The sequence below is a fragment of the Cellulomonas composti genome (assembly GCF_007990245.1).
GTDB lineage: Bacteria > Actinomycetota > Actinomycetes > Actinomycetales > Cellulomonadaceae > Cellulomonas > Cellulomonas composti.
In genome coordinates, this window is record NZ_BJWG01000005.1 from 152,269 (window position 1) to 178,832 (window position 26,564).

Consider the following 26,564-nt stretch of genomic DNA (forward strand, 5'->3'; position numbering starts at 1 on the left):
GCCCGAACCGTATATGCGCGCGACATCCGAGCCGGACACCCAAGGTCCCACGCGACGCCGGAGCCGCGTAGCCGCCGCTCAGCCGGGCGAACCAGGCGCGGACCCGACGAGCCAGCGCACCGACAGCGGCGCGAGCCACACCTGGTCGTCGTCGCCCGGACGGATCCGTTCGTCGGTGAGCGCGTCGACCGCGTCGTCGAGCCCCACGGCGCGCCAGCGCCAGCCGGGGAAGCGCCGCCACGACGAGGTCACGTTGTGCACCGCGACCAGCGGACCCGTCGGGTGCTCGTGCAGCACGACGAGCACACCCGGGTCGTCGGGCTCGAGCACCTGCGCCGGCACGGACGCGTCGAGCTGCGGCAGCGCCGCGCGCACACGGGCCAGGTGCACGAGGTCGCCGAACAGCCGCCCCTCGACGCTCGTCGGGTCGTGCCGGCGGGCGGCGGCGGCGCGGTCGAGCCGTGGGCGGTGCGCCCAGCGGTTGTCGGCCTCGTGCCCCGGCTCGTCGGCCCACGCCTCGTCGTCCCCCTGCCCCAGCTCGTCGCCGGACCACAGCACGGGCACCCCACCCCAGCCGAGCACGACCGCGTGCGCGAGCCGCAGCCGCGCGAGGGCCTCGTCGATCCACACCTGGTCGCCCGCGGCGCGCGCGGCGGGCAGCCCGACGAGCGTCGCGGCGGTGCCGCTGATGCGCCGGTCACCGGTCTCGGGGTTGAGCTGGAACACGAGGCCCCGCGCCGGTGAGCCCGGGAACGCGCCGCTGTACCAGTCGGACAGGAACGTGCGGTGCAGGTACGGGTCGAGCCCGACGGCGGCCGCGTCGGCGTCGTCGATCGCCCAGCCGATGTCGTCGTGACACCGCACGTACGTGATCCACGCGGTCCCGGCCGGCGCGGCGGGCAGTCGGCGCAGCGCGTGCGCGGCGAGGCGCACGTCCTGCGCGGCAAGCATCGACCACACCTGCACCATGAGGCTGTTGTGGTACGCGAGGTCGCTGACCCGGCCGGCGTGCGCGCCGACGCCGAGGTACTGCACGAGGTCGTCGGGCCCGACGATCGCCTCCGCCTTGAACGCGAGCGCGGGGCACGCGATGCGGGCGAGCGCGCGCAGCGCCTGCGTGATCGCGTGCACCTCCGGCTCGTTGCGGCACCACGTGCCCAGTCGCTTCCACAGGAACGCGATCGCGTCGAGCCGCACCACCTCGACGCCGAGGTTCGCCAGGAAGAGCACCACGTCCGCCATCTCGACCAGGACGTCCGGGTTGGCCCAGTTCAGGTCCCACTGCCAGGAGTTGAACGTCGTCCACACCCAGCCCGCCAGCTCGTCGTCCCAGGTGAAGCTGCCGGGCGCGAACTGCGGGAACACGTCGACGAGCGTGCGCTCGTACGCATCCGGTCCGGTGCGGTCGTCGAAGACGTGGAAGTACGCGCGATGGCGCGCCGATCCCTCGCGCGCGAGCCGCGCCCACTCGTGCTCTCGCGCGACGTGGTTAAGCACGAGATCCACGACGAGGCTGATCCCGCCGGCGCGCAGCGTCCCCGCGAGCGCGCGCAGGTCCTCGACGGTGCCCAGGTCCGCGCGCACCGTGCGGTAGTCCGCGACCGCGTACCCGCCGTCGTTGTCGCCCTCGCGCGGCGCCAGGAGCGGCATGAGGTGCAGGTACGTCACACCGAGCTCGCGCAGGTAGTCGACCTCGTCGGCCACGCCCCGCAGGTCGCGCGCGAACCGGTCCGCGTACGCGGCGTAGCCGAGCATCGCGGGCGACTGGAACCACGCCGGGTCGAGCATCCGGCGCAGGTCCAGGTCGTGCAGATCGTCGTCGCGCTGCGCGTAGGCGTCCGCCGCGAGCCCGACGAGCCGCAGGCACGTCTCGTCGGCGGCGTCGGCGTACGCCCCGCGCACGCCCGCCGCCAGGTCGCCCCACCAGCGGTCGAGACGCGCGAGGAACATCTGCCGACGATGTTCCGGGAGGGCGGCGAGCCGGTCGACCGCGAGCCTACGAGCGGCCAGCGGAGCCCGTCGTCGGGTCATGCCCTCGAGTCTGGCACCGCCTGCGTGAGGTCGCTCAGCGGGCCGGTCGGGTCGCCTGCTCCGCCACGGCCGCCTCGTTGCGCTGCGCGCGACGGCGCCGGACGAAGACGAGCGAGCGCTGCACCTCGAAGCCGACGACGAACAGCGTCAGGTCGGTGAGCACCTTGGCCGCCAGCAGCGGCACACCCAGGTGCGTCAGCGCCCACAGCGCGCCGTAACCCGCGACCAGCAGCACCGCCGCGAGTGACCAGTACCGCACGGCCTCGCGGCCCACGGGGTCGCGTGTCGGGCGGCGGAACACCCACAGCCGGTTCGTCGCGAAGTTCACGGCCGAGCTCACGGCGCGAGCGCCGAGTACCGAGAGCACCAACGAGCCCGTCAGCGACATCAGCACCAGCAGCGCGAGCGCGTCGACGACGAAGGCGAGCAGCGACGACGCGGCGAACCGGGCCAGCGGCCCGTACACGCGCACCGAGTCGACGAGCGGGCGGAAGTGGGAGGACGCGTTGGCGTCGAGGTAGACCGTCGCGATCGGGACCTCGCGGATCGTCATCCCCTCGGCGACCGCGCGCAGCAGCACGACGAGCTCGTACTCGAACCGCTCGCCGCGCACCGTCGCGAGCCACGGGAGCAGGCGCGCCGGGTAGGCCCGCAGCCCCGTCTGCGTGTCCTGCACCGCCTCGCCCGTGCCGAGCCGGAACGCCGTGCGCGTCGCGCTGTTGCCGAACCGGGAGCGCAGCGGGACGTCGCCCGTGAACTGGCGCGCGCCGAGCACCACGTCGACGTCAGCTGCCGCCACCCGGTCCGCCACGACGAGGATGTCCGAGACGGTGTGCTGGCCGTCGCAGTCGGCGCACACGACCGCCTCGTCGGGCCGGTGCTGCGCGACGTGGGCGAACCCGGTCTTGAGCGCCCGACCCTTGCCGCGGTTCACGTCGTGGTGCACGACCGTCGCGCCCGCGGCGCCGACCGCGTCGAACACCGTCGCGTACGCGGGTCCGCTGCCGTCGTCGACCACCAGGACACCGAGGTCAGGGCGGGCGCGGCGCAGGCGCGTGATCAGCAGGAGGAGCCGCTCGTCGGGCTCGTAGGCGGGGATCAGGACGATCACGGCGCTGCGCCGTCCGTCCGCGTCGCAGTGCCAAGACCCGCGACGTACAGGATGTCGGACGTCCCGCGCTCCTTGCCCTTGCCGAGCGGGTCGTTGACCAGGTCGCCGCCGAACACCATGGTCGACGAGCCGCCGCCGTCCAGGTTGTAGGCGGTCTGCGCGCCGAGGTCCTGCATGATCTCGGCCAGCCCGGTCATGGTCACGCCGGCGCTGTAGCCCTTGCTGCGACCGTCGACGACGACGAAGACCAGGTGGTTGTCGTCGATCACTCCGACCGCCGTGCGCGGCTGCTCACCCTGGATCGAGTGGTTGCCGAAGTTCGTGTCGACCTCGACGTCGTCGATGCCGGCCACGACCTGCCCGTCCTCGAGCAGCGCCGGGCCGAAGCTCAGCGTGTTCCACACGCCGGCCGCGACGAGCTCGTCGGCCGTCGTCGCGGTCTCGTCGTACACCTCGACGTGACCATCGCGGTAGAACGCCAGACCCTGGCGCGCGCCCTCGTCGCGGAACACGACGCCGTTGCGGATGACGATGCCCGTGTCGCGGAAGCCGTAGTAGTCGCCGTTGATCGCGAGGACCGCGTCGTTGTCGGCCGCGATCTGCGACGTCGTCTCGGTGATGTTCGTGCCGTACTCGTTGTGCGCGAACGCCGACTGCAGCACCGTCGCGTCCGAGAGCACCACGTCCGCGACGTAGTACGTCACCTGGTCGTCACCGCTGCCGACGACGACCGTGCTCACGCCGATGCTCGCGTCGTCGGACGTGTACGTCGTGTCCGTCAGCTCGCCGGCGGCGGAGGCGTCGTCGCCGGTCGTGCTGCCGGTCGTGTCGTCGGCGGCGTCGGCGGCGGCCTGCTGCGCGACGTACGCGTCGACGTCGTCGATCTCGACGTGGTCGACGACGAACCGGTCGAGCGCCCACGCCGCACCTCCCCCGGCAGCCAGCACGACCGCGAGCCCGCTCGCGAGCAACGCTCGCCGCAGCCGCCGGCGTCGCGGCGGGCGCCCGACCTCGATCTCGATGTCCGTGTCCATGCGGCATGTCTAGGCAGGCCGCCTGGCACGCCGGTGGGGAGCGCCTGGACATCCGCTGTGCCCGCGACCGGTCGAGGCGCGGGCACGGCGTCGGGGCTAGACGTGCATGGGGGTGAGGGCCTCGTAGTCGGCGACGGAGCCGTCCTTGAGGACCAGCTCGATGATCGCGCGGCCCAGCGGGTCGAGCTCGTCGGTGAGGTACTGCTCGAGCTCGGCCCGGAAGAACGCCTTGAGGATCTCCTGGCCCTTGTCGTAGGCCTCGACGCCGACGAACGTCTGCATCTCGGGGGCCAGCCACGTCGGGCGGATGTGCTGCCCGTCGAGCTTCATCTCCTTGAGCGTGTAGCCGAACAGCGCGCAGCGCGCCGGCGTGAGCTGCTCGCGCCGCACGCGACCGCCACCGCGCCGGGCGACGTACTCGCGCGTGATCCACTCCGCCGAGAAGCCGACCTGGTACGCGCCGATGTGCTGGTTCGGCGTGAGCACGTAACGCGTGTTGTACGCCTCGAGGAGCTGGCGCAGCAGGAGGTTGGCGGCGGCGACCTTCGTGCCGGTGGAGAACGGCCAGTACGAGCCGACGCCCTCGGACACGAGCCCGCCGTGCTTGATGACCTTCGCCTCGGACTTCGACTCGCCGATCGACGGGTTCTTGTCACCACGCGGGGCGATCAGCCGCCAGATCCACGCGAGCGAGGGCGGCACGAAGTGCGTGATGCCCATGATCCCGTAGGTCGGGTTGTCCTTGGTGCACGCGGGCATCCGGACACCGAACGTGCGCACGTCCACGGGTTCCGGGGTGCTCAGCACGTTGCGGACCATCGAGCGGTCGATGACGACGCGCGGGTTGGAGTTCGGCTTCCCGTTGGAGTCGGGCGTGTGCTCCCACGGCAGGGCCGTCGCGTCGGGCATCCCCTGGATGTTGTAGAAGACGAGCGGCCTCGTCGGGTGGATGCACGCACGCTCGAACATGACGTCCTCGCCGTACGAGCGCAGGTTGTCGACGCGCACGAACCAGCCGGCCTCGGCGTCGGCGATGACGAGCCGGCCGGAGTCGTCCTGCAGCGACGCATGGCACAGCGTCATGTCGTCGGTCACCGGGGCGAGCGAGCTCGCCTCGTTGAGCGTGATGACGTACGGCTCCTGCGTCACGGTGTTCGTGCCGAGCAGGATGCGGCCGTCCTCCTGGCGCCGCAGCTCCTGGCACATCTCCGACTTGCCGCCCCCGGAAGCGCCCTCGTGCATGACGACGGTCTCGTTGTCGTACGGCGTCGTGACGCGCACCGACGACGCGTGCGCGGTGATCCAGCCCTCGTGCTCGCCGATGTCGAGCAGCACCGAGAACACGCCCTTCTTGGCGGACGGACCCGGGTACAGGTTGTACGCGAAGACCTCGTGCAGGTCGGCCGTGCGGTCGTGCACGACGACCTGGCGGCCGCCGAACGTCGAGTGCCGGAACGGCGGCGCGACGTAGAGGATCGAGCGCGGCGTGAACTCGCCCAGCTCGTCGAACGTGACCCAGCCCTGCAGGTCGACGAGCGTGAGCGCGAAGAACGCGGCGTTGGCGGGCATGATCGCGAGCGACGGGTAGCCGAACTGCGGGCCTCCGGCCTTGAACGGCACGACCACGAGGTCCTGCTGCCCGAGCCACTCGAGCGTCGCGGCCTTCGTCGGCGCGAACTCCTCGTCGAACACGTCGCGGTATCGCGGCTTGTCGGTGGGCAGGTCGTCGGCGATACGCATGCAGTCCGGGTCGCGCCGGCGCATGTAGTCCTCGAGGAAGTTGACCGCGATGCCGTTGCGGCACCGCGTCACGGTCGCCTCGACGATCGTGCGACCGTCGACGTCGTAGGAGACCTTGTGCTCGGGCCCGCCGTACGGGCCGAGGCTCAGCCGGTAGAGGTCCTCACGCGAGGCCGGGACGATGACGTTGCGGGACGCGTCGACCGCCGCACGTACGGCTGCCGGCAGGTGAACCGTCGGGATGGCGCCCACGGTCACTCCTTCCTCGAAGGGTCTTGTCGCGAGTCGTACTTCACGAAGACATGGCTGACACCTGACTCGGAGATTACGACTCCTGAGCGCGGCGCACCCGGGACCTGAGTCGGTTGTCGACCCGTGGGACGATTCCGGACGGTCGTCGGGACGTGACGGTTGACGCGGGGCACGCACATATTCGAACATGTGTTCGTGTCCCTGGTCCAGTCCGGCAAGGAGTCCGACGAGCAGTCCGACGAGCGTCGGGCGGCGGCGATCCTGCATGCCGACCTCGACGCGTTCTACGCGTCGGTCGAGCAGCGCGACGACCCTGCGCTGCGTGGCAGGCCCGTCGCCGTCGGAGGCGGTGTCGTGCTCGCGTGCTCGTACGAGGCCAAGCGCCGCGGGGTGAGGACCGCGATGGGCGGCCGGCAGGCGCGGGCGCTGTGCCCCGACCTGCTGGTGGTGCGGCCGCGGTTCGACGCCTACCTCGAGGCCAGCCGGCGGGTGTTCGAGATCTTCCGCGACACGACGCCGCAGGTGCAGGGCGTCTCGATCGACGAGGCGTTCCTCGACGTCGCGGGCCTGCGGCACATCGACGTGCCGCCGCCGCAGGTCGCGGCGCGGCTGCGGCGGCGGGTCCGCGAGACGGTCGGGCTGCCGATCACGGTCGGCGTCGCGCGCACGCCGTTCCTGGCCAAGGTCGCGAGCCGCGTGGCCAAGCCGGACGGCCTGCTCGTCGTCGACCCGGCCGGCGAGGACGCCTTCCTGCACCCGCTGCCGGTCGAGCTGCTCTGGGGTGTGGGCGAGGTGACCGCGACCAAGCTGCGCGACCGCGGCCTGGCGACCGCGGGCGACGTCGCGGCACTGCCCGAGGGCGTCCTGCGCGGCATGCTCGGCCCCGCCGCGGGCCGGCACCTGTACGCGGTCGTGCACGGTCGCACACCGGTCCGGATCGTGACCGACGGTCGGCGCGGCTCGGTCGGTGCCCAACGCGCGATCGGCCGTGGGCCGCACGCCGCGGACTTCGTTCGCGCCGCGCTGCTCGGGCTCGTGGACCGCGTGAGCCGGCGGCTGCGCGAGGGCGAGCGGCTCGCGAGCACCGTGGTGCTGCGGCTGCGGTTCGACGACTACTCGCGCGCGACGCGGTCGCGCTCGCTGCCGGTGCCCACGGACTCCGGCGCGCTGCTCGCCGCAGTCGCGTGCGCCCTGCTCGACGCGGCGGCGCCGCTGATCCTCACGCGCGGTGTGACGCTCGTGGGGGTCGCGGTCACCGGGCTCGAGCCGCACCGGTTCGTGCAGCAGTCCTTCGCGTTCGACGAGCCGCGGCGCGACGTCGACGGCGGTGGGCCCGACGGGGGTCTGGACACCGCACGCGACGAGATCGCCGCCCGGTTCGGCTCACGCACCCTGACCAGGGCGAGCCTGCTGCGCACCGGCGACGGCTTCGAGGCGCCCCAGCTCCCGGACGCGCGATGACCGGGACGCCGTCACCGCCTCGCAGCCCCCGACGCATCGGGATTGACGATGGATCGCGCGCGCAGGACGGTGGCGGCATGAGCTCCCGCGAGACCTCGTCGGACGCGTTCGCGGTCCGGTTCGAGCAGCTGTTCCAGCAGGCCTACCTGCGGTTCCACCGCCGGGACGCGCCGCGCTCGGGCCTGGCCGGTGCGTCGCGCGCCGTGCTGCAGCACCTCGCCATGACCGGACCGCTGACCGTCGGCGAGGCGGCGCTGCACCTGCGCCGTGCGCAGTCGGTGGTGAGCGAGATCGTCAGTCACCTCGAGTCGGACGGTCTGCTCGCACGCGAGCACGACCCTGCCGATCGTCGCCGCACGCTGGTCTGGCTCACACCCGCGGGCTTCGCCGCCCTCGACGACGACCGGCGCGTGCTGTCCCCCGCGCTGGTGAGCGCGGCGGCACGGCACGTCGACGACGAACGGCTCGACCGCCTGCTCGACGACCTCGGCGCACTCCTGGCCGCCGACGACCACGCCCGGCCCCCGCACGAGACCCACCCTCTGCACGAGACCCACCCGATGCACGAGACCCACCCGATGCACGAGACCCCACCGACGCACAAGATCCCACCGATGCACGAGGAGCACCACTGATGGACGTCACCTGCGAGAGCTGCGGCATGCCGATCGAGAGCGGCCGCTACTGCACCCACTGCACCGACGAGAACGGCCACCTGCAGGAGTTCGAGGTGCGGTTCGAGCGGATGGTCGCGTGGCAGGAGCGCCGCAGTCCCGGCACCCCGCGCACCGAGCTCGAGGCACAGACGCGCGCGTACATGGCCACCATGCCCGCCTGGCGCGACCATCCCGCGCTGGCCTGAACCTCCGGTCAGCGCGTGCCGGCGCCGACCTCGAGCGGGCCGCGCTGGTGCGGCACGGCGACGTCGAGCACGGCAGGGTCGAGCACGGCAGGGTCGAGCACGATCGCGTCGAGCACGATCGCGTCCTCGATCGGGCCGTCGACGACGACCGGGACCGTGGTCGGTTCGTCGGCCGGAGCGGCCTGCCCGGAAGCGTCAGCGGCCGGCGTGCGGCTCAGCGCGCGGTGCGCGTGCACCGTCGCCGGGACGAGGATGACCACCGCACCGATCCACGCCAGCGGGTTGCCCCACACGACGCCGGCGTAGCCGAACGCCGCACCCAGCACGATCGCCGCACCGACCCGCGCGACGAGCTCGACGGCGCCCGTAATGGTCGGCACCAAGGTGTGGCCGAGGCCCTGCAACCCACCGCGCAGCACGAACAGCACGCCCAGCACCGCGTACGCGACGCCGTTGACGGTGAGGAACTGGGCGGCCATGTCGACCACCGCCTGCTCGTCGGGTCCGACGAACAGGCGCACGATCGACGCACCGCCGGTCACCAGCACGGCGCCGATCGCGACGGCGCCGGTGACGGACATGATCAGCGCCTGGGAGACACCGCGGCGGATCCGGTCGGGACGGCCCGCGCCGAGGTTCTGCGCGACGAACGTCGAGGTCGCCAACCCGAGCGACGCGAGCAGCGCGACGGCGAGCCCGTCCACGCGCGCGGCGGTGGTGTACGCGGCGACGGCGTCGGGGCCGAGCTCGTTGAGGCGCAGCTGCACCGCGAGCGTGCCGATCGCGATGATCGAGGCCTGGAAGCCCATCGGCAGACCGATGCGCAGGTGCCGGCCGAGGTCACCGCGCGCGGCCCGCAGGTCGGCGCGGCCGATCCGTAGCACCGGGACACGTCGGCGGACGTACTCGAGGCAGAGCATGACCGAGACGGCCTGCGAGACGACGGTCGCGGCCGCCGCGCCGCCGACGCCGAACCCGACGACGCGCACGAGCAGGACGACGAGCGCGGCGTTGAGCCCGCAGCAGATCGCGAGGAACACGAGCGGGGTGCGCGAGTCGCCGGTCGCCCGGATCACGGCCGACAGGTAGTTGAACGAGACGGTCGCCGCCGCGCCGGCGAAGCTCACCATCGCGAAGGTCGTGGCCTGCGGGACGAGCTCGGCGGGAGTCTGCAGCAGCCGCAGCGCGGGGCCGGTCAGCGCGAGCGCCAGGACGGTCAGGACGGCGCTCGATCCGGCGGACAGGATCGTCCCCGCGGCGACGGACCGCCGGACGGCCGCGTGGTCACGCGCACCGAAGGCCTGCGCGGTCGGGATCGCGAAGCCCGTGGTCATGCCCCAGGCGAACCCGAGCAGCAGGAACAGCAGACTGCCGGTCGAGCCGACCGCGGCGAGCGCGTCCACGCCGAGCGTGCGACCGACGACGAACGCGTCGGTGACCTGGTAGAGCTGCTGGACGATGTTGCCGACGAGCAGCGGGATCGCGAAGACCAGCACGACACGCCAGGGGCGGCCGGTGGTGAGGGCGTGCGACATGGGGGGTGGAGCTCCGGGTACGACGAGACGAGGGTGCCGGCCGAGGACGCGTCGCCGGTCGCTGTCCAGGCGGGGTCGAAACGATTCGGCCGACGGGGAAGATCGTAACGATTCGAAGGGCCACGGTCAGCGCTTTTTCGTCGGATCGAACGACGTCACCTGTCTGGTGGATCACGTTCCGCGATCCTGGGAAGCGTGCCTTGCCGGGACTTGGTCCCGGCTTGGTCAGCGCACCGCCGCGACCGCGCCGCCGTCGGCGTCCCGGAGCAGGTGCGACGCACCGAGCACCTCGAGCACGTCCCGCACCACGTGGTGCGGGTCACGCAGCGTGATGTCCATGAGCGCCTCGCTCGCGGCGTGCTGCACCTGCAGCACGAACGCGATGCCGGTCGAGTCGACGAAGGTCGCCTCGGTCGCGTCGATGAGCACCGGCCCGTCGCCGCCGAGCACCGTCGCCATGGACAGGCTCGCCTGCGCACGCAGCGCCGAGTCGATCTCGCCCTCCAGGTGCACGATCGTCCCGCCAGGTCCCGCCTCGACGTGGATCCTGCTCGTCTCCACCGTGTCTCCTCGTTCGTGACGCATCGGACCGTGGGCCCGATGCGACGCTACGCCCCGCGCGCGTGGCCGTTACCGGCCCTCGCTCACCTGTGGAACGTCGGGGTCACCGTCCGGGTTCCGCTCGAGGCGCGAGTGGTGACGCGAGTACGCGAAGTACACGACGAAGCCGATCGCGAGCCAGACGAGGAACCGCAGCCACGTCTCCACCTCGAGGTTGAGCATGAGGTAGAGGCAGATCGCGGCGGCCGCGAGCGGCAGCACCGGGACCCACGGCACGCGGAAGGACCGCGGCAGGTCGGGCCGGGTGCGACGCAGCACGATGACGCCGACGCTGACCAGCACGAACGCGCTCAGCGTTCCGATGTTCACCATCGACTCGAGCACCCCGACGGGCGTGAACCCCGCGACGACGAGCGTGACCAGCGTGACGACGATCGTGATGACCCACGGAGTGCGGAACCGCGGGTGGACCTTGGCGAGCCCGGCGGGCAGCAGGTGGTCGCGCGACATCGCGAACACGACACGGCTCGCGCCGATCATCAGCGTCAGCACGACGGTCGTCAGGCCCGCGACCGCCCCCGCCGAGATGAGCGTGGCCATCCACTTCTCGCCGTGCGCCTCGAACGCGCTCGCGAGCGCGGCCTTCGGGTCGAGCTCGTCGTAGGGCACCATGCCCGTCACGACGATCGCGACGGCGCAGTACAGGACGGTGCAGATCAGGAGCGAGCCGATGATGCCGATCGGCAGGTCACGCTGCGGGTTGCGGGTCTCCTCGGCCGTGGTCGCGACCACGTCGAAGCCGATGTACGCGAAGAACACGAGCGCGGCGCCCGCGAAGATCCCGCCGACACCGAACGCGGTCGGCTCGAGCCCCAGGAGCGCCTGCAGCAGCGGCTGGGTCAGCCCGGTGACCGCCTCGGTCGCCTGCGCGGGCGGGACGAACGGGTGGTAGTTCTCCGCCGAGATGAACCCGATGCCCGCGACGACCACGAACAGCACGATGAACAGCTTGATCCCGACGAGCACGAGGTTGACCCGCAGCGACTCCTTGATGCCGATCGTGACGAGGACGCCGAGCGCGAGCACCAGGAGCACGGCGGGCAGGTCGACGACCCCGCCGTACGCGATCGACGGCGGGATGGTCACGCCGATGTTCTCGAGGAACACCCCGAGGTACGCGCTCCACCCTGGGCCACGACGCTCGCGCCGAGGAACATCTCGAGGATCAGGTCCCACCCGATGATCCACGCGAAGATCTCGCCCAGGCTCGCGTAGCTGAACGTGTACGCCGAGCCGGAGACGGGCACGGTGGACGCGAACTCGGCGTAGCACATCGCCGCGAGCGCGCAGCAGAACGCGGCGATCACGAAGCTCACGACGATCGACGGCCCCGCGACGTCGTGCGCGGCGCGACCCGTGAGCGTGAAGATGCCGGCGCCGATCACGACACCGACGCCGAACACGACGAGGTCGAGCGCGCTCAGCGTCCGCTTGAGCTGGTACTCCGGTGCGTCGGCGTCCGCGAGCGACTGCTCGACGGACTTCGTGCGCAGCAACCCCACCGTGGACCCCCGTGTGTGCGAGACGTAGGGGGCCATGTTCGCGGATACCGGGGCCGTGCGCGCGTGAACCGGGCCGCGACCCGCCGTCGGTGCGGTTCCGTACGATGCGCTCGTGCCCACGCCTCGCGCCCGGCCGTCGATGGTGACGGCCGTCTGCCTGCTCCTGCTCGGTGCGCTCGTCGCCGCGGGCGTCGGGCAGGCGCTCGGCCTGCGGTACAGCCCGTCGCAGACTCCACCCACCGCCGCGACCGGTGCGAGCGTCGCCCCGGTCGACGCGCCCCGGATCGCACAGATCGTCGTTCCCGACGACGAACGCGTCACGCTGGCCGCCGCGGCCCTCTCCGATGCGCTCGAGGCCCGCGGTCAGGTCGCGCCGACCATCTCCGAGTACCCCGAGGACGACCCCCTCGCCGACCGGGCGTTCCTGGATCTCGACGGCCTGCTCGTCCGCACCGACGTGCCGCTCGACGGCTCCGCCGAGGCGTACCGCGTCGAGACCCGGTCGGTCGGCTGGTGGCTGGCGGGCAACGGCGCCGGCGCCGCGGCGGGCGGGCTGTACGCGCTCGCGGACCGGATCGCGTCCGGCGCCGCGCTCGTCCCGGCGGGGACCGACGGCGTGGTGCAGGAGCCCCGGCTCGGCCTGCGCCTCACGGATGCGGGCTCGGTGGGCCGCGAGGCGGACCCGGCGGCGTTCGCCGCGGGCGACGACTACTCGCTCAACACGGACGTGGTGGCAGGCGCAGTGCTGCCGCAGGCGCCGTGGGTCGACCAGGACGTGGTCGACGAGATCGACGCGCAGTTCCGCCAGCTCGTGCAGCACGCGCTGCGGCAGGGCTACAACGGCGTCGTCGTGCCCGGCTTCCTCGAGTACGTGACGTTCCGGGACGTGGGCGACGGCCACGAGGTCTACCCCCAGGGCGACGACCACGTCGCGCGCGCCGAGGCGATGGTCGACGCGTTCGGGCCGGTGTTCCGGTACGCGCACGACATGGGCATGCACGTCTACCTCCTCACCGACATGCTCGCGGTCTCGCCGCCGCTGCAGGACTACCTCGAGCGGACGGTCGGCGGCCTCGCGGTCGAGGACCCGCGGCTGTGGTCCGTGTACCAGGCGGGCCTGGACGAGCTGTTCGACGAGCTGCCGTTCCTCGACGGACTCATGGTCCGCATCGGCGAGGGCGGCGGCGTCTACCAGGCCGGGTGGGACTTCTCGTCGGAGCTGGCGGTCACCACCGAGGCGTCCGTGCGCGCGATGCTCGACGCGTTCCTCGCGACCGCCGGCGCACGCGACAAGGACGTGATCTTCCGGAGCTGGACGGTCGGCGTCGGCGCGGTGGGCGACCTGCACACCAACCCCGACTCGTACGAGGCGGTGCTCGGCGACCTCGACGACCCCCACCTCGTCGTGTCGACGAAGTACACGTCGGGCGACTTCTACAGCCACCTGCCGCTCAACCCCACGCTGCTCACCGGCTCGCAGCGCCGCATCGTCGAGTTCCAGGCGCGGCGCGAGTTCGAGGGCTTCGGGTCGCTGCCCAACGACCTCGTCGCGGAGCAGGCGCAGGCCCTGACGACGTTCCTCGCCGCGAACCCGCACGTCGAGGGCGTGTGGAACTGGACGCAGGACGGCGGGCCGCTGCGCGCGGGGCCCATGACGCTGTACCTGCGCACGGGCTTCTGGCAGCTCTACGACCTCAACACGTACGGCGTGGGCCGCCTCGCGTGGGACCCGGCCGCGTCGCCCGCGCAGGTCAGCGCCGACTGGGTGCGGCAGGTCCTGTCCGACGATCCGGCCACGGCCGCCGCCGTCACCGCCGCGCTCGGGCGCTCGCGCGAGGCGATCACGCGCGGCCTGTACATCGGCACGTACGCGGAGCAGTCCGTGCAGGCGCTCGGGCTCGAGCCGCCGCCGATGATGTGGATCTTCGAGTGGGACATCGTCACGGGCGACTCCGCGGCGCTGGACAGCATCTACGCGGTCAGCCGCGACGAGCTCGACGAGGCGGTCGCGGACGGGGACCGCGCGATCGGGGTCGCGGCCGCGATGCACGACGAGGTCGCCGCGACCGACCCGGCGACCTGGCACTCCCCCGAGCTGTACGCGTCGTTCGTCGCCGCGCTGGACTACGAGACCGACCTGCTGCGCACGCTCGGCGCGTACCGCACGACGGTGCTGCGGCACGTCGAGTGGCTCGACACCGGAAGCCGCACCGCATACGACGAGTGGCGCGCGGCCGAGCGGGACTACCGCGAGGCGCGCGCCGCACACGTGGCCCGCTACCAGGGTGACCTGGACACGCCGGCGTACAACTTCACCGCGGCCGACCTCGGCGGCGAGCGCGCGGACCGCGACCCCGCGATGGCGTGGGCGGCCCGCGGCCTGCTCGTCGTGCTGCTCGTGGGGCTCGCGCTCGGCTCGACGCGTGTGCAGCGCCGACTCCGGCTGACGAGCGCGCCCGGCGCCGGCGCGCTCCACGCGCTGCTCGTCGCCGCGACGCGGCCGTGGCGCCTCGCGCAGGTGTCCCCGCGCGGGCGCGCCGACCGCGTCGTCGTCTGGGCGCTGCCCGCCGCCGTGCTGGTGCTCAGCCGCTGCATCTACACCTGGTTCGCGGCGCCCGCGCACCTGGCCGTCACGCTCGGCGCGTGGCTGCTGTTCGCGCTGGTCCTGCGCGCGGTGATCGGCCGGCGCGACCCGTTCCACCTGTGGGCCGCGCTCGGCGGCGTCGCGCTGCTGCGCACCGTCCTGCTGCTCGGCGCGCTCGCGCTGCGCGGACCGGGCCGCTACTGGTTCGGGTTCTGGACCGACCCGAGCGCCCGCGCCGCGTACGTCACGGTCGCGTTCGCGGCGTTCTGCTGGCTGTTCGTCGTCGCGACGATCGCGCTGCGCCGCTGCTACGGGCGAGGTTCGCGGCGCGCGCTGGGCGGCACGCTCGTCGGCCTCGGTGTGACGCTCGCGCTGCTCGGTGGGTGGATCGCCGCGATCGGGCTCGAGGAAGCGCTCACCGTGTGGAACGACCAGATGGCGCTGCTGCCGTGGGGCCTGAGCCGCATCCTCGGCATCACGGTCTACCTGGGCATCCCGCCCGAGCTGCCGGCTGCCGCTGCGGTCCTGGGGCTCGTGCTCGGGCTCGTCGGCGGCCTGCTCTGCCTGCCGCGCCCCCGACCGCGCGTCACGTCGAAAGCTCGCCCCGCAGCCGCGTGAGGAACCGTCAGGCCCGGTCCAGCTCCTGCGCCAGCATGACGAGGATGCCGCTCGGGCCGCGGAGATACGTCAGCTTGTAGACGTCCTGGTAGGTAGCAACGCCGCGCAGGGGATGGCAGCCGTGCGTCGCGGCGATCGCGAGAGCCTCGTCGATGTCGTCGACGGAGAACGCGACGCGATGCATGCCGATCTCGTTGGGTGCGGTCGGCTCCGTCTCGATCGCCTCCGGGTGGAGGTACTCGAACAGCTCGAGGTGGCCGTGCCCGTCCGGGGTCTGCAGCATCGCGATGCGCGCGTGGTTGCCGTCGAGGCCGACGGCGGTGTCGGTCCACTCGCCGCTGACCGTGTCACGGCCCACGACTGTCAGCCCGAGGTCGGTGAAGAACGCGATCGCCGCCTCGAGGTCCCGAACCGCGATCCCGACGTTCTCGAGCTTGATGGCCATCCGCGCAGGCTACCCACCTGGGCTCGACGAGGTTGGCGACGCCTGGGCGCCCCTCACCAATGCAGATAATCGTTGCTTTTCGAGCGATACTGCGTCATCATCGGCTAATGGGCCTCACGATCACCGACGAGCGGCAGCTAGGCGGCGCCGTCCGCCACGAACGGCTCGCACGCGGACTGGATCAGCGCGACCTGGCTGAGCTGGCCGGCGTCAGTACCAGTTCGCTGCGCCGGCTGGAGGCGGGTCAGGGCAGCACTGTGCGCACGGTCCTGGCCGTTGCGGGGGCCCTGGACCTGTGCGTCGCTCTGACCGGAGTCGAGCGCGAGCCCGCGCACCATCGTCGAAGGGCGCCGAGCCGGACGCGCGGACGCCCCGCGCTCCAGCGGCGCGAGGAGCGTGTCTCCCTCGAGCTCCACCGTGCGGTGGCACGGCGGGTGCGCGCAGACGGCCCCGAGGTCCGTGAGATGGCGAAGGCAAACCTGGAGAAGGTCTCACGTACGGTGCGAGGCCCGCAGGCTAGCGCGTGGGTGCGCGAGTGGAGCGAGGCCCTGGAGGGGCCGACCGGCGCACTCATCGACTTGCTCGTGCGCGAGGACGAGCACGGCGTCGACATGCGCCAGGTCTCCCCGTTCGCCGGTGTTCTCAGTGCCGAGGACCGCGTGGCGGCGATCCGGCGGGCGCGCGAGTGGTGACCCGCGCGGATCTTGTGCACGCGATCCGCGCCTCGACCGCTGTCGTCGAGCAGCCGTCGGTGATCATCATCGGGTCGCAGGCTGCACTCGCCTCGTGGGACGAAGACGAGTTGCCGGCCGCGGCCACGATGTCCACCGAGATCGACATCTGCCCCATGCACGACGACGACGCCGAGACCCTCGCGGACAAGCTCGACGGCGCGATAGGCGAGCTGTCCAGGTTCCACCAGACGCACGGCTTCTACATCCAAGGCGTCGGACGCGAGACGGCGCTTCTCGCGCCGGGCTGGACCGATCGCCTCGTGGCGGTGAAGGTTGCCGGCGCGGACAGCAGCACCGGGTGGTGCCTGGAGATCCACGACCTCTGTGCCGCGAAGCTCCTCGCCAATCGTGCCAAGGACCACGCCTACGTCGCTGCGATGATCCAGGAGTCGTTCGTCGACCCGAACGTCGTCTGGGACAGAGTCGCCGGCACGGATACCGACGCCCGCAGGATCGAGGCCGCCCAGCGCTGGCTCCTCGGGCCGTGCCGAGTGTGGTCGGCGACCGGCCGCACAGCGCGACCGCCTACGTACGAGCCCGCGTGACGCCCCGCGTTCATGCTGGCAGCGCCCGACGGCCGACCTGATGGCCCGTCAGATGACGACGTCGCCTGCGACGATCGCCGCCGCCGCGGCGACCCCGACGGCCACGACCACGACGAGCGCGATCCGCTCCCGGCGCCCGATCCCGTCCTGGTGTCGTCGCACGTACACGTGCGCGACGCTGGCGGGCGCGTAGACGACGAACGTCGCGAGCAGGTACTGCCAGCCGCCGGCCCAGGCCAGGAACGTCGCGTACGCGACGGTCGCGACACTGACGACGACCCACCGCGCGCCCGCGGCCCGCGCCGCACGGTCGTGCCACGCCACCCGCACCGAGAACAGGGCGGACAGCAGGTACGGCACCAGGATCAGCGACGAGCACAGCGCGACGGCCAGCGAGAACGCGTCGGGCGCGCCGAGCACCAGGAGCAGGAACGCCTGGACCAGCACGTTGGTCACGGTGATCGCCACGACGGGTGCGCCGCGGGAGTTCTGCCGCGCGAGCGCGGCGGGCATGTCGCCGCTGCGCGCCCCGGTGACGAGCACCTCGCAGCTCATCAGCGTCCACGCCAGGTACGCGCCGAGCACGGAGATGAGGATGCCGACGCCGATCAACGTGGCCCCCCACGATCCGACGATGTGCTCGAGGACCCCCGAGACCGACGGGTCGGGCAGAGCCGCGATCTGCGCCTGCGGCAGGATCCCGTAGCTGACCATCGTCACGGACGCGAACAGCGCGAGCACCGCCAGGAACCCGCTCACGGTTGCCCAGCCCACGTCGTGGCGCCGCCGCGCGTACCGCGAGTACACGCTCGCGCCCTCGATGCCGATGAAGACGAACACCGTGATGACCATCGCGGAGCGCACCTGCTCGAGCATCGAGCCCGACTCGCCGCGCAGGTTGTCGACGAACACGCCCGGGTCGAACGCGGTCGCGGCGATCACGACGAACACGACGAGCGGCACAAGCTTGGCGACGGTGACGATCCGGTTCACCGCGGCGGCGGACTGCACGCCGCGCGTGAGCAGCCAGTGGTACACCCAGATCCCGACAGAGCCGAGCGCGATCGCCGCGGGCGTCGAACCACCCTCGAACGCGGGGATCCACCCGCCGATCGTCGACATGATGAGCACCCAGTACGCGACGTTGCCGACCACGGCGGTGAGCCAGTAGCCCGTCGCGGACAGGAACCCCGCGTACCGGCCGAATCCCTCGCGCGCGTAGGAGTAGACGCCGGCGTCGAGGTCCGGGCGGCGATCGGCCAGGCGCAGGAACGTCAGCGCGACCATGAGCATCCCGGCGCCCGCGACGAGCCACGCGACGGCCGCACCGAGCGCGCCCGTGCCGCGCGCGAACTGCGCGGGCAGAGAGAACACGCCCGCGCCGACCATCGACCCGACGACGAGTGCGGCGAGCGTCCAGCGGCTCATCGTCCCGGTCCGCGCCGGCTCCGTCCCGACGGTCACGACGCCTCTCCGGCCGCCATCTGCCGCTCCCAGAACGCCATCGCCTGGGGCAGCAGCGCGATCGAGGCGCGCCACGTGTGGCCCTCACCGGGCAGCACGACGAGCTCGACGGGCTCGCCGCGGGCCCGCAGGCGCTCGTCGAGGTGGTGCGCGGTCTCGACCACCTCGTCGTCGCGCTCGTTCTCGCCGTACGCGAGGAACACCGCGGTCGGGCTCGTCAGGTCGATCGTGTCGACGTAGACCGACGGGCTGTGCGCGTCGATCTGGTCCTGCCCCTCGAGCTGGCCGTCCGCACCCGCACCCGGCGTGCCGTACGGCATCAGCGCCAGGATCGTGCCCGTGTCCGACGAGTGCCGCAGCCCCTGGTCCAGCGCGCAGAACGCCCCTGACGACATGCCGCCGATCGCCTGGTAGGTGCGGTCGGTCGCGATCGGGTAGTGGCCCTCGACCCACGGCCGCACGTCCTCCTGCAGGTAGGTCTCGACCTGCGCCCCGCCGAGCGTCGAGTCGAGGCACGCCGCCTCGGACGCTCCCGGCGTGTTCACGTCGGGCGAGACGACGATCACGGGTCGCAGCTGCCCGGTGGTGATGAGGTCGTCGAGCACGTCCCCTGCGCCCGCGGAGAACCAGTCGACCGACCGGCCCGGCGAGCCGTGCATGAGGATCACCATCGGGTACAGCGTCTCGCCCGACGTGTCGAAGCCCGGCGGCGTGTAGATCCAGGTGTCGGTGGTCGGCAGGTTCCGCTCGGCCGGGACGGGGATCCGCGCGACACCGAAGTGCCCCGAACCCTCGACGGGCGGGTCGCCGATCTGCGCGACCTGCGGCGAGTCGGGCGTCGGGCGGGTCTGCGGCGTCCACGGCGGCTGCGCGTCGCGGTGCACCCCGAGGTGCGCGAGCAGGCCCTCCCACGTCGCGATGTACCCGACGTACGCGTTCGCCCCCACGGCCAAGGCCAGCACGACGACGAGCGCGGCACCGACCGCCGCGGGCCAGGCGCGGCGCCGGGGTTCTGCGCGGCGTCGCCGCACCGCGAGCACGACGAGCAGGACCGCGAGCAGCGCGAGCGCGACGACCGTCCACCAGGAGGTGAGCGGCGCGTCGACGACCCCGACCTCGAGGCCCAGCAGGTCAGCCGGGACCACGCGAACGACCGGAGGGCCGCAGGAACGGGAACGCGAGCGTGTCGCGGATCGAGCCTCCGACGAGCATCATCACGACCCGGTCGACACCGATCCCCACACCGCCGCTGGGCGGCATCGCGAACTCGAGCGCGTCGAGGAACTCCTCGTCGACCTCCATCGCCTCGGGGTCGCCCGCGGCGGCGAGGATCGACTGCTCGGTGAGCCTGCGGCGTTGCTCGACGGGGTCGACGAGCTCGGAGTACGCGGTGCCCAGTTCGGCGCCGAACGCCACCAGGTCCCACCGCTCCGCGAGCCGCGGGTCCACGCGGTGCGCGCGGGTCAGCGGCGAGGTCTCGACCGGGAAGTCGGTGTAGAAGGTCGGCGCGGTCGTCTCGGCCTCCACGAACCTGTCGTACAGCTCGGTGACCAGCGCACCGTGGGTCTCGGTCGCCTCGAACGCGATCCCGTTGACCCGGCACACCTCGCGCAGATCGGCGAGCGGCACGTCGGGCGAGATCTCGCGGTCGAGCGCGCGCGAGACCGCCTCGTGCACGGGGATCGTCGGCCAGGCACCGTCGAGCCTGACGACCTGTCCCCCGGGGCGGTGCGCGACCGGTTCGCCGTGCACCGCGATCGCCGCCGCGACGATGAGCTCACGCGTCATCTCGCGCATCGTCGTGTAGTCGCCGAACGCCTCGTACGCCTCGAGCGACGTGAACTCGGGGTTGTGCGTCGAGTCGGCACCCTCGTTGCGGAAGTTGCGGCCCAGCTCGAAGACCTTGCCGACGCCACCGACCATGAGCCGCTTGAGGAACAGCTCGGGCGCGATGCGCAGGTACAGGTCCAGGTCGTACGCGTTGATGTGGGTGGTGAACGGTCGCGCGTTGGCGCCGCCGTGGATGCGCTGCAGGATCGGCGTCTCGACCTCGATGAAGCCCCGTCCGACGAGCGAGGTGCGCAGCGACCAGACCGCCGCCGCCCGCGCGCGCAGGAGCTGTTCGGGGCGGTCCGCGAGCGCGAGGTCCATGTGCCGCAGCCGCGCGCGCGCCTCGGCGTCGACGAGGCCGCGGTGCTTGTCCGGCGGCGGCGTGAGCGCCTTGGCGGCCATGCACCAGGACGTCACCGCGATGCTGAGCTCGCCCGAACGGCTGTGGGTCAGCGCGCCCGTGACGCCGACATGGTCGGCGAGGTCCACCGCGGCCCGCCACAGCGCGATGTCGGCCGTGGTGTCGGCGGACAGCAGCGCCTGCACCTGCGCACCGCCCTCGCGCAGCACCGCGAACACGACGCCGCCGAGGTCGCGCAGCCGCACCACGCGTCCGACGACCGAGACCACCGGACCCGAGGCGTCGGGCGTCGCCGGGACGTCGAGCGCGACCGCGATCGTGTGCGTGCGCGGCACAGAGACCGGGTAGGGGTCCATCCCGGCGGCGCGCAGCACGTCGAGCTTCGCGTGCCGCGCCCGCTGCTGCTGCGTGAGTACCCGCGGCGGGGCAGTGACCGCGAGGACCTCCTGCTCCTGCGCGGCGACGGCCACGGCGAGCACCGCAGCCTCGTCGGGAGCGAGGGGCGTCACGGGCGCCTGCTGCGGCCACCAGCGCGGCCTGTTGAGGAACCCCTCGGCCTCGCCGAGCGCCGCTGTGATGCGCGTGAGCTGCGCCGCGGACTCGAAGCACAGGAGCCGCGGCTGCCAGTGCGGCAGGTACTTCTCGTTCGACCGGTACAGGGACTCGAGCTGCCAGAACCGGGACGCGAACAGCAGCACGCGCCGGTTGAACCGCTGCATCGGCGTCGCGCCGATGCGCTCGCCGAGCTCGAACACCTGGCGGAACATCGCGAAGTTCAGCGAGATGCGCTCGACGCCGAGGTCGCCGGATCGCCCGGCGAGGCTCGCGACCATGAACTCGGTGACGCCGGGAACGGCGTCCGGCGAGCGGCGCATCACGTCGAGCGAGAGCCCGCGGCGCTCCCACGGCACGAACGAGAGCAGCCCGCGCACCTCACCGCCCGCGTCGTGCGCGGTCACGACGACCTCGCGCGGGTCCTGCGGCGCCCCGAGCCGGTCGAGCGCCATCGAGTAGCCGCGCTCCTCGCCGTGCCGCCACGCCTCGGCGAACCCGACGAGCGTCGCGAGCTCGTCGGGCTCGATCGTCTCCTGACGCCGCACCTGCACGGTGTAGCCCGCCGCGGTGACCCGGTCGACCGAGCGACGCACGCCGTGCAGAGCGGGGTTGGCCAGGTCGAACGACCGAGTGACGATGACGGCCTCGTCGCCCATCGACATGGGGTGCAGGCCCGCGGCCTGGTACGCGCGAGCTCCCGCCTCGGTCGTCGAGGTCGCGGCGGGGACCCAGCCGTACTCGCGAGCCTCGGCGAGCCAGCGCTCGATCGCGTCGCCCCACGCCGCGGGGTCGCCTACCGGGTCGCCGGCCGCGAGGCTCACGCCGGCGATCTCGCGGTAGGACACCGCGGCGCGGCGGTTCGCGGAGAACCGGGCCGAGCGGTCGTCGCGGGTCGCGAAGTACCCGAGCGAGTCGTCGGACGGGAACTCGAGCAGCAGCCGGCGCACCAGGAGGCGGTCGTCGACCGACTCCTCGCTGACGCGCTCGCGCGAGCGCAGGAACAGCAGCAGGCCGAGGAGCAGCGCGACGCCGGAGATCACCGCGACGACGAACCCGACCCACCACGGCGCCGTCCCGTCGGCCGCCACGAGCCACGGCATGCCGATCGCGTGCGCGAGCGACCAGCGCACCCTGTCGGCCGCGGTCTGCAGCGTGTCGTCGACCAGCCGCAGCAGCACGAGCCCAACCGCCGTCGCCACGACGATGCCGCCCGCGATCACCAGCCCGGCCCGCCACCACGCGCCGCGCTGCAGGCGCGCACGGAACGCGCCGCGGGCCGCGACGAGCAGCACGACGGCGACGATCGCGACCACGCCCGCGGCGACGTCCAGCGGTGCCAGGCCCAGCTCCGTACGCGCCGCGTCGTCCCCGACCAGCCAGACGACCCCTGCGGCAAGCGTCGCCAGCGCGACCGGAAGCTGCCACACGAGCACGACGAACCACAGCGCGAACCGCAGCCCGCGCCGCAGCCCCGCTGCGACCGCCGCGACGAGCACGAGGCCGAAGAACTCCGGCTCGCTGGGCACGTTGAGCACCTCGAGCACGGTCGCGACGTCGTGCACGAACCCGGGCGCGACGAGCAGGAGCAGCAGCCCGACGAGCTGCCACACCGCCATCGCGGTGACGACGACCGTCGCGACCGCTGCGGTCCGCCGCGTGAACGGTGTCAGCCGCGCCCCGACCGGCGGCGCGGGCTCGTCGGGCGCCCGACCTGGCTCGACGGGTGCCGACACGCGCTCCTGCATGGTCGCCACGGTCGTGACGCCTCCTTCCGGCGGTTCGGTGCGTCCGGCGGACGCACCGCGGGCGCTCCCGAGCCTGCTCCCCCGGCGCGCGTGTCGCATGACCCGCCAGGGGTGACCTGTGAGGATGCTCCCATGCCGCTACCCGTGCCCGTCGACGCGCGCGAGCTCACCCGGCCCGTCGACCTCCAGCTCCCCGACGGGCGGCTGAACCCCGACGCGGTCGGCTGGTCGCGCTCGCCGCTGCACGACACCGCGCTCGTCGGACGCGTGCCCCGGCGCTGGGGCCGCGCCAAGCGCTGGGAGTACTGGGCGCTCCTGACCCCGACGCACGTCGTCGGGCTGACCGTGTCCTCGCTCGACTACCTCGGGCTGACCCAGGTGTGGGTGCTCGACCGCGCGACCGGCGAGGACGTCGACGCCGTCGTCGTCGCGCCGTTCGCACGCGGCACCACGCTGCCCGGCTCGCTCGGCGACGGTCCCGCGACGGCCTCGACCCGCCGCGTGCACGTCAGCTTCGACGAGACCGCGACCGGGACCCGGCTGCGCGCCCGCACCCCGCGCGTGCGGCTCGACGTCGAGGCGGCGCTGCCGCCGGGGCGCGAGCGGCTCGGCGTCGTCGTGCCGTGGGACGAGCGCACCTTCCAGTACACCGTCAAGGACGTCGGCCGTCCGGCGCTCGGCCGCCTGCGCGTGGACGACGTCGACGTCGAGGTCGGCCCCGGCTCGTGGGCCGTGCTCGACCACGGCCGCGGGTACTGGCCCCGCTCGCTCGCGTGGAACTGGGGGTTCGGCGCCGGCAAGGCCGGGGTGGGCGGGGTCGACGGGCGCGACGTCGCGCTCCAGCTCGGCGGTCGGTGGACCGACGGGACCGGGTCCGCCGAGAACGCCGTCGTCGTCGACGGGCGGCTGCACAAGCTGCGCACCGAGCTCACGTGGACCTGGCCGCCGGGCCGGTGGACCGACCCGTGGCACGTGACCGGCGACGGTGTGGACCTCACGTTCGTCCCGTTCCACGACCGCGTCGCGCTCACCGACGCGTGGGTCGTGCGCTCCTCGACGCACCAGTGCTTCGGGCACTGGTCGGGGTCGGTGATGCTCGACGACGGCGAGCGGCTCGTCCTCGACGGGTTGCTGGGCTCCGCGGAGGACGTCGAACAGCGCTGGTAGTCGCCTCAACCTGCTTCGGCGGGCAGCGCCGCGCGATCGACCACGAGCGCGACCTGGACGCGGTTCGTCGCGCCGAGCTTGCCCATCACCTGGGTCAGGTGCGACTTCACGGTCGCTTCGCTGACGAACGACCGGCGCGCGATCTCGGCGTTGGACAGCCCGTCCGCGACCCCGCGTGCGATCTCGAGCTCACGCTCCGTGAGGGCCTCCAGCATCGCGCGCGACTCACGCCGCCCGCGGCCCGTGGCGTCGGTCGCGACGCGCTCGACCATCGTCCGCGCGGCGCGCGGCGAGAGCGCACCCTCCCCCGCGGCCACCGCGCGCACGGCCGCGACGAGCTCGGCCGGCTCGGCGTCCTTCGCCAGGAACCCAGCTGCGCCGGCGTGCACGGCGGCGAGGATCGCCTCCTCCGTGTCGAAAGACGTCATCGCCAGGACGCCGGGCGGCTCCCGCATCGCGCGCACCGCCGCGGTCGCGCGGATGCCGTCGACGCGGGCCATCCGCAGGTCCATCAGCACGACGTCCGGGTGGTGCGCCTGGATCGCGCCCACCACCTCGTCGCCGTCGGCCGCCTCCGCCACGACGTCGATCCCCGCGGCGCCCAGGATGGTGCGCAGCAGTCGTCGGACCATCGCGTCGTCGTCGACGACCATCACCCTGACCACGGCAGCGACCCTAGCGCCGCGCACCCACACGTCAGTCGCCCGGCCCCGCCAGTCGCCCGGCCCCGCCAGCCACCCGGCCCCGCCAGCCACCCGGCCCCGCCAGCCACCCGGCCCCGCCAGCCACCCGGCCCCGCCAGTCACCCGGCCCCGCCAGTCACCCGGCCCCGTCAGTCACCCGGCCCCGTCAGGCGCTCGGCCGCTCCCAGGGCAGGTGCACGCGCACGACGAAGTCCTCACGCTCGATGCCGGCGTCGAACCGCCCGCCGAGCGCCTCGGCCCGCTCCCGCATCCCGGCCAGCCCCGCGCGCGCACCCGTCGCGTCGGCCGGGGCCGCCCGCAGGCGGTTGCGCACCACGAGGTCCACACCGGCGCCGGGCGCGGCTGTGAGCGACACGTCGGCCCGCGCACCGGGCGCGTGCTTGATGACGTTCGTCAGCGCCTCCTGCACGATCCGGTACACGGCACGCGTCAACGCCGGCGGCGCCTGCACCGCGTCGGAGACGAAGAACGTCGGCGCCACGTCGAGCCCGGCGGTCCGCGCCTCGTCGAGCAACCGCGCCAGGTCCGCGAGCGTGGGCACCGGGCCGTCGAACGTCTCACCCTGCGTGCGCAGCGACGCGATGAGGGCGCGCATCTCGTCGAGCGCGCGCCGTGCGGACGACCGCATCGACCGTGCGGCCTCACCGACCTCGGGATCGGGTGCCGTGACCTCGAGCGCCGAGGCGTGCAGCGAGACGAGCGAGAGGTGGTGGGCCACCGTGTCGTGCATCTCGCGCGCGATGAGCTCGCGCTCGTCCTGCCGCGAGAGCTCCGTGCGCAGCTCGTCGGCCTGCGTGCGCAGCTCGTCCGCGCGCCGCGAGGCGACCTGCGCGACAGAACGCTCGTACGTCAGCGTGCGCCGCACCATCCCGGCCGCGACCGCGACCACCAGGAACGTCACCCCGAGGGCCACGTAGCCGGCGGGCAGGAGGTAGGAGCGCTCGTCGGTCGTCGACGAGGTCACCGCGAAGACCACCGCCTCGCCCTCGCGCGCCGCGTCCCGCGCCAGCGAGACCCCGACGGCCGCGGCGGTCGCGAGGCCGCACAGCACTGCGGTGCGCGCCCGGCGCGTCGCGATCACCCAGCTCAGCGCGATCAGCGGCGCGAGCGCGTCCACGGGCACGACGACCGCCGCGGCCGCGGTCGCGGCGCAGATCACGACCGGGAAGCGCGCCCGCCACACCATCGCGGTCGCGTTGGCCCCGACCACCGCGAAGGCGATCACCCCGACGAGCGCGGCCCACGCCCCGTCGCCGCGCCCGAGCGAGTCGAACGCGACCGCGACGAGCCCCGAGAACGCGACCGCCGACACGGCCCCGACCGTCCCGGCCCGCGACCACGTCCGCCGGTTGTCCCGCGCCGGCCGCGCCGGCCCGTGCGGCGGCGGCAGCGGACCCTGCCGAGGCGGCCCGTAGGCGTACCCGGGTGCGGGACGCGCGGCACCCGGTGCCGATGGTGCGTGGCCGTACCCGGGCGGCGGGGGCCACGGCCGCGGGTGCCCCACCGGTGGCGGGTACGGACCCGGAGGCGGGGACGGCGAGCTCATGCCCGGACAGTACGCGCGCGCACCCACACGTCTCGCCGTCCAAAGGTCTCGACCCGGCGCCCACGACCTCGACCTTCGTCTACTGCGATCGAGCCGATCGACCGATCCGGCGCGCCC

Annotated in this window: 19 protein-coding genes and 1 pseudogene; 7 read left to right on the plus strand and 13 right to left on the minus strand. The window is 73.1% G+C overall.

The window, feature by feature from the left end; translation table 11 throughout:
• Positions 1 to 78 precede the first annotated feature (78 nt).
• The 4 genes from CCO02nite_RS07335 to CCO02nite_RS07350 form a co-directional block, all read right to left on the minus strand.
• Positions 79 to 2,031: an alpha-amylase family protein gene (locus CCO02nite_RS07335; RefSeq protein WP_146842473.1), complete on the minus strand. Its 1,953-nt coding sequence runs from the start codon at positions 2,029 to 2,031 to the stop codon at positions 79 to 81.
• A gap of 34 nt (positions 2,032 to 2,065) precedes the next feature.
• Positions 2,066 to 3,142, minus strand: coding sequence for a bifunctional glycosyltransferase family 2/GtrA family protein (locus CCO02nite_RS07340; RefSeq protein ID WP_146842474.1), 1,077 nt, complete (start codon positions 3,140 to 3,142; stop codon positions 2,066 to 2,068).
• Positions 3,139 to 4,176, minus strand: coding sequence for a phosphodiester glycosidase family protein (locus CCO02nite_RS07345; RefSeq protein ID WP_146842475.1), 1,038 nt, complete (start codon positions 4,174 to 4,176; stop codon positions 3,139 to 3,141). Before CCO02nite_RS07345 ends, CCO02nite_RS07340 begins: the two co-directional genes overlap by 4 nt.
• A gap of 96 nt (positions 4,177 to 4,272) precedes the next feature.
• Positions 4,273 to 6,168 carry a DUF4914 family protein gene (locus CCO02nite_RS07350; protein WP_146842476.1) on the minus strand — a complete coding sequence of 632 codons (1,896 nt, stop codon included), beginning with the start codon at positions 6,166 to 6,168 and terminating at the stop codon, positions 4,273 to 4,275.
• A gap of 195 nt (positions 6,169 to 6,363) precedes the next feature.
• Here CCO02nite_RS07350 and dinB point away from each other — a divergent pair, with 195 nt between their 5' ends.
• The 3 genes from dinB (at position 6,364) to CCO02nite_RS07365 (ending at position 8,491) form a co-directional block, all read left to right on the plus strand.
• Positions 6,364 to 7,629 carry a DNA polymerase IV gene (gene dinB / locus CCO02nite_RS07355; RefSeq protein WP_371862495.1) on the plus strand — a complete coding sequence of 422 codons (1,266 nt, stop codon included), beginning with the start codon at positions 6,364 to 6,366 and terminating at the stop codon, positions 7,627 to 7,629.
• 77 nt (positions 7,630 to 7,706) lie between these two features.
• Entirely contained in the window at positions 7,707 to 8,264 is a 558-nt protein-coding gene (locus tag CCO02nite_RS07360) for a MarR family winged helix-turn-helix transcriptional regulator (protein ID WP_146842478.1), read from the plus strand.
• A complete protein-coding gene (locus tag CCO02nite_RS07365; RefSeq protein WP_146842479.1) occupies positions 8,264 to 8,491 on the plus strand; it encodes a zinc ribbon domain-containing protein in 228 nt (75 codons plus the stop codon). Before CCO02nite_RS07360 ends, CCO02nite_RS07365 begins: the two co-directional genes overlap by 1 nt.
• Before the next feature lie 8 nt (positions 8,492 to 8,499).
• Here CCO02nite_RS07365 and CCO02nite_RS07370 read toward each other — a convergent pair whose 3' ends face one another.
• From CCO02nite_RS07370 to CCO02nite_RS07380, 3 genes and pseudogenes are all read right to left on the minus strand, one after another.
• Positions 8,500 to 10,026 (minus strand): MATE family efflux transporter, encoded by a 1,527-nt coding sequence (locus tag CCO02nite_RS07370; protein WP_146842480.1) that lies wholly within the window; start codon positions 10,024 to 10,026, stop codon positions 8,500 to 8,502.
• A gap of 225 nt (positions 10,027 to 10,251) precedes the next feature.
• Positions 10,252 to 10,587, minus strand: a complete 336-nt coding sequence (locus CCO02nite_RS07375; protein WP_246117410.1) for an STAS domain-containing protein — start codon at positions 10,585 to 10,587, stop codon at positions 10,252 to 10,254.
• A gap of 69 nt (positions 10,588 to 10,656) precedes the next feature.
• Positions 10,657 to 12,149, minus strand: a pseudogene (locus CCO02nite_RS07380) (amino acid permease).
• Positions 12,150 to 12,261: 112 nt separating this feature from the next.
• Between CCO02nite_RS07380 and CCO02nite_RS07385 the strand changes: the two are divergent.
• Positions 12,262 to 15,351 (plus strand): hypothetical protein, encoded by a 3,090-nt coding sequence (locus tag CCO02nite_RS07385; protein ID WP_246117411.1) that lies wholly within the window; start codon positions 12,262 to 12,264, stop codon positions 15,349 to 15,351.
• Between the two features lie 7 nt (positions 15,352 to 15,358).
• Here CCO02nite_RS07385 and CCO02nite_RS07390 read toward each other — a convergent pair whose 3' ends face one another.
• Positions 15,359 to 15,796, minus strand: coding sequence for a VOC family protein (locus tag CCO02nite_RS07390; protein ID WP_146842482.1), 438 nt, complete (start codon positions 15,794 to 15,796; stop codon positions 15,359 to 15,361).
• 107 nt (positions 15,797 to 15,903) lie between these two features.
• Between CCO02nite_RS07390 and CCO02nite_RS07395 the strand changes: the two genes are divergently transcribed.
• Both CCO02nite_RS07395 and CCO02nite_RS07400 read left to right on the plus strand, forming a co-directional pair.
• Positions 15,904 to 16,488 (plus strand): helix-turn-helix domain-containing protein, encoded by a 585-nt coding sequence (locus CCO02nite_RS07395; RefSeq protein ID WP_186812609.1) that lies wholly within the window; start codon positions 15,904 to 15,906, stop codon positions 16,486 to 16,488.
• A 59-nt stretch (positions 16,489 to 16,547) separates the two neighbouring features.
• A complete protein-coding gene (locus CCO02nite_RS07400) occupies positions 16,548 to 17,075 on the plus strand; it encodes a DUF6036 family nucleotidyltransferase (protein WP_307724040.1) in 528 nt (175 codons plus the stop codon).
• Between the two features lie 48 nt (positions 17,076 to 17,123).
• Here the strand turns inward: CCO02nite_RS07400 and CCO02nite_RS07405 are convergent, their stop codons facing one another.
• The 3 genes from CCO02nite_RS07405 to lysX are packed head-to-tail and all read right to left on the minus strand — an operon-like array spanning position 17,124 to position 23,030.
• Positions 17,124 to 18,539: a basic amino acid/polyamine antiporter gene (locus CCO02nite_RS07405; protein WP_246117412.1), complete on the minus strand. Its 1,416-nt coding sequence runs from the start codon at positions 18,537 to 18,539 to the stop codon at positions 17,124 to 17,126.
• Positions 18,536 to 19,684 carry an alpha/beta hydrolase gene (locus tag CCO02nite_RS07410; RefSeq protein WP_146842484.1) on the minus strand — a complete coding sequence of 383 codons (1,149 nt, stop codon included), beginning with the start codon at positions 19,682 to 19,684 and terminating at the stop codon, positions 18,536 to 18,538. Before CCO02nite_RS07410 ends, CCO02nite_RS07405 begins: the two co-directional genes overlap by 4 nt.
• A complete protein-coding gene (gene lysX, locus CCO02nite_RS07415; RefSeq protein WP_246117419.1) occupies positions 19,671 to 23,030 on the minus strand; it encodes a bifunctional lysylphosphatidylglycerol synthetase/lysine--tRNA ligase LysX in 3,360 nt (1,119 codons plus the stop codon). Before lysX ends, CCO02nite_RS07410 begins: the two co-directional genes overlap by 14 nt.
• A 132-nt stretch (positions 23,031 to 23,162) precedes the next feature.
• Here lysX and CCO02nite_RS07420 point away from each other — a divergent pair, with 132 nt between their 5' ends.
• Entirely contained in the window at positions 23,163 to 24,197 is a 1,035-nt protein-coding gene (locus CCO02nite_RS07420) for a DUF2804 domain-containing protein (protein ID WP_146842486.1), read from the plus strand.
• A gap of 5 nt (positions 24,198 to 24,202) precedes the next feature.
• Here the strand turns inward: CCO02nite_RS07420 and CCO02nite_RS07425 are convergent, their stop codons facing one another.
• Both CCO02nite_RS07425 and CCO02nite_RS16215 read right to left on the minus strand, forming a co-directional pair.
• Positions 24,203 to 24,862, minus strand: a complete 660-nt coding sequence (locus CCO02nite_RS07425) for a response regulator (protein WP_246117413.1) — start codon at positions 24,860 to 24,862, stop codon at positions 24,203 to 24,205.
• A gap of 184 nt (positions 24,863 to 25,046) precedes the next feature.
• On the minus strand, positions 25,047 to 26,213 hold the full coding sequence (locus CCO02nite_RS16215) for a sensor histidine kinase (protein WP_146842487.1): 1,167 nt from the start codon (positions 26,211 to 26,213) through the stop codon (positions 25,047 to 25,049).
• Between the last annotated feature and the right edge of the window lie 351 nt (positions 26,214 to 26,564).

Bases quoted from the DNA above. Each gene is read 5' to 3' on its own strand.
- CCO02nite_RS07335 (WP_146842473.1), bottom strand. From the start codon at position 2,031: ATGACCCGACGACGGGCTCCGCTGGCCGCTCGTAGGCTCGCGGTCGAC.
- CCO02nite_RS07345 (WP_146842475.1), bottom strand. From the start codon at position 4,176: ATGGACACGGACATCGAGATCGAGGTCGGGCGCCCGCCGCGACGCCGG.
- CCO02nite_RS07360 (WP_146842478.1), top strand. From the start codon at position 7,707: ATGAGCTCCCGCGAGACCTCGTCGGACGCGTTCGCGGTCCGGTTCGAG.
- CCO02nite_RS07365 (WP_146842479.1), top strand. From the start codon at position 8,264: ATGGACGTCACCTGCGAGAGCTGCGGCATGCCGATCGAGAGCGGCCGC.
- CCO02nite_RS07370 (WP_146842480.1), bottom strand. From the start codon at position 10,026: ATGTCGCACGCCCTCACCACCGGCCGCCCCTGGCGTGTCGTGCTGGTC.
- CCO02nite_RS07390 (WP_146842482.1), bottom strand. From the start codon at position 15,796: ATGGCCATCAAGCTCGAGAACGTCGGGATCGCGGTTCGGGACCTCGAG.
- CCO02nite_RS07395 (WP_186812609.1), top strand. From the start codon at position 15,904: ATGGGCCTCACGATCACCGACGAGCGGCAGCTAGGCGGCGCCGTCCGC.
- lysX (WP_246117419.1), bottom strand. From the start codon at position 23,030: ATGCAGGAGCGCGTGTCGGCACCCGTCGAGCCAGGTCGGGCGCCCGAC.
- CCO02nite_RS07420 (WP_146842486.1), top strand. From the start codon at position 23,163: ATGCCGCTACCCGTGCCCGTCGACGCGCGCGAGCTCACCCGGCCCGTC.